The following is a 2336-nucleotide window of genomic DNA, read 5'->3' as shown; positions in this document are numbered from 1 at the left end:
CGACGTGGTCGCGCTTGGTCGCGTGGCAGGCGGGGCACATCGGCCCGGGCGGGTGGCGCAGCGCGCCGCACTCGGCGCAGCGCTGGATCCGCAGCTCACCGGCCCGCGCCCCGTCCCAGAAGAACCGGGTGTCGGGGCCGACCGCGGGGCGCAGCGGGTACCGCCCGTCGGAGGGGATCACCGGGGCGTCGCCGCGCGGCTTGAACTTCAACACCCGGAACAGCATCTCCGCGACCCGCTCGCCGCCGGAGTACCAGCGCTCGTACCAGGTGACGAAGTAGCCCTCACCGAGGGCGGTCCGCTTGGGGCCGGTGACGTCGCCGAACCGTACGGTGGTCGACAGCTCCTCGCCCAGCCGCAGGTACCGGTCGTAGGTGTGCTCGCAGTTGGTGGCGACCACACCGGTGTAGCCGCCCTCATCCAGCAGCGACAGGATCCGATCGGGCGCGCTCTCTGCCGGATCGCCCTCGTCCGTCCGGTCGCCGGGACCGGTCATCGACCAGACCTGGATCATGGCCGGTGGGGCGTGTTCCGACCAGCGGCCGCTCCGGTCGCCGAGCGCCCGGGTCCAGTTGCGGATCATCGCGGCGTTCACCGGGTCGGGGCAGGCCCTGGCGGCGCTCTCGCCCTCGGCCGCGAGTTCGTCCGCGAGCGCCATCAGCCGGTCGTGCATGTCTCTCCCTCGCGATGCGTCAGCGCGGGGCCCGCGGCAGGCCGAGGCCGATCATGGCGATGATCTCCCGCTGCACCTCGTTGACCCCGCCGCCGAAGGTCAGCACGAGGCCGCCCTTGACCCCGTGGTCGACGCGGTCGATCAGCTCGCGCGTCTCCTCGTCGCCGGGGTCGCCGTACCGCGCGAGGATCTCGCCGACGACGCGCCCGGCGTCCTGCATGCGCTCCGAACCGTAGATCTTGGTCGCCGAGGCGTCCGCCGCACCGAGCCAGCCGAGGTCCATGCCCGCGGCGACCTGCCAGTTGAGCAGCTCGTTGACGCGCAGGAACGCGTGCACCCGCGCCACCGCGCGCCGGACCGCCGGCTCCTCGATCAGGGGCCGTCCGTCGCGGCCGGTCTTCGCACGGGCCCAGCGGACGAACCGGTCGTAGGTGTGGCCGAGGTTGCCCGCCGGGCCGAGGGTGACGCGTTCGTGGTTGAGCTGGTTGACGATGAGGTCCCAGCCGCGGTTCTCCTCGCCGACGAGCAGGTCGGCCGGCACACGGACGTCCTGGTAGTAGGTGGCGTTGGTGTGGTGACGGCCGTCCATCGTGACGATCGGCGTCCAGGAGAAGCCCGGGTCGGCGCAGTCGACGATGAGCATCGAGATGCCCTTGTGCCGAGCGGCGCCGGGGTCGGTGCGCGCGGCCAGCCAGATGAAGTCGGCCTGGTGCGCGCCGGAGGTGAAGATCTTCTGGCCGTTGACGATGTAGTGGTCGCCGTCGCGGACCGCCGTGGTGCGCAGCGCGGCCAGGTCGGTGCCGGCGCCGGGCTCGCTGTAGCCGATCGCGAAGTGGCACTCCCCCGCGAGGATGCGGGGCAGGAACCGCTTCTTCTGCTGCTCGGTGCCGTACTGCACCAGCGTCGGCGCGACGGTGTTGAGCGTGATGATCGGGTACGGCACCTCGGCGCGGGCGATCTCGTTGGCGAAGATCTGCTGCTCGACCGGGCCGAAGCCGCGCCCGCCGTACTCCTCCGGCAGCGCGATGCCCAGCAGGCCGTCGCGGCCGAGCCGGCGGCAGTGCTCCATGTACGCCGGGCCGAACGGATCTTCGGCGATCCGCTCGCGCTCCCCGGCGGTGAGGCAGTCGCGGAAGTAGCCGCGCAGGTCGTCGCGCAGGGCCCGCTGCTCGGCGGTCAGGTCGATGAACATCAGGCCACCAGAGCTCCGATCGTGTCGAGCTGGGCCTCCGCGCCGCCGAGCAGGTGGGCGTAGTGCTTGCCCCAGGCGAAGTGGCGGTGCAGGGGGTAGGTGACGTCGAGGCCGAGGCCCCCGTGCAGGTGCTGGCAGGTGTAGAGGGCCTGGAGCGCGCCCTCGCAGGCCGCCCACGCGGCGACCGCGAGCACCTCGGCGGCGTCGTCGTGGCCCTCGGCGAGCCGCCAGACCCCGGCCCACATGGCCACGTCGAGCGCCCGCTTGGCGATGTAGACGTCGCCGATCTGCATCGTGACGGCCTGGAACTCCGCCAGCGGGCGGCCGAACTGCTCACGCGTTCTGACGTGCCCGGTGGTGAGGTCGAGTGCGGCGGCGAGCGCGCCGGAGGCGGTGGCGACGGCCCCGGCGGTGGCGTGCCCGAGCAGCGTCTCGTACGCCCCGGCGCCGAGCAGGGCGCCGGCGCTCACC

The 2336-nt window shown here is 72.9% G+C and carries 3 protein-coding genes; all 3 read right to left on the bottom strand.

Going from position 1 to position 2336, the window contains the following annotated elements; genetic code table 11:
- On the bottom strand, positions 1-673 hold a 673-nt coding region (locus ACFFNX_RS47940), incomplete at its 3' end, for a Zn-ribbon domain-containing OB-fold protein (RefSeq protein ID WP_378213097.1).
- Positions 674-692: 19 nt separating this feature from the next.
- Entirely contained in the window at positions 693-1865 is a 1173-nt protein-coding gene (locus ACFFNX_RS47935) for an acyl-CoA dehydrogenase family protein (RefSeq protein WP_378213096.1), read from the bottom strand.
- On the bottom strand, positions 1865-2336 hold a 472-nt coding region (locus tag ACFFNX_RS47930), incomplete at its 5' end, for an acyl-CoA dehydrogenase family protein (protein WP_378213095.1). The genes ACFFNX_RS47930 and ACFFNX_RS47935, both read right to left, overlap by 1 nt.

The sequence above is a fragment of the Actinoallomurus acaciae genome, assembly GCF_042429965.1.
GTDB lineage: Bacteria > Actinomycetota > Actinomycetes > Streptosporangiales > Streptosporangiaceae > Actinoallomurus > Actinoallomurus acaciae.
The sequence above is the reverse complement of the archived record's forward strand: the minus strand, read 5'-3'. Positions and strand labels throughout refer to the sequence as shown.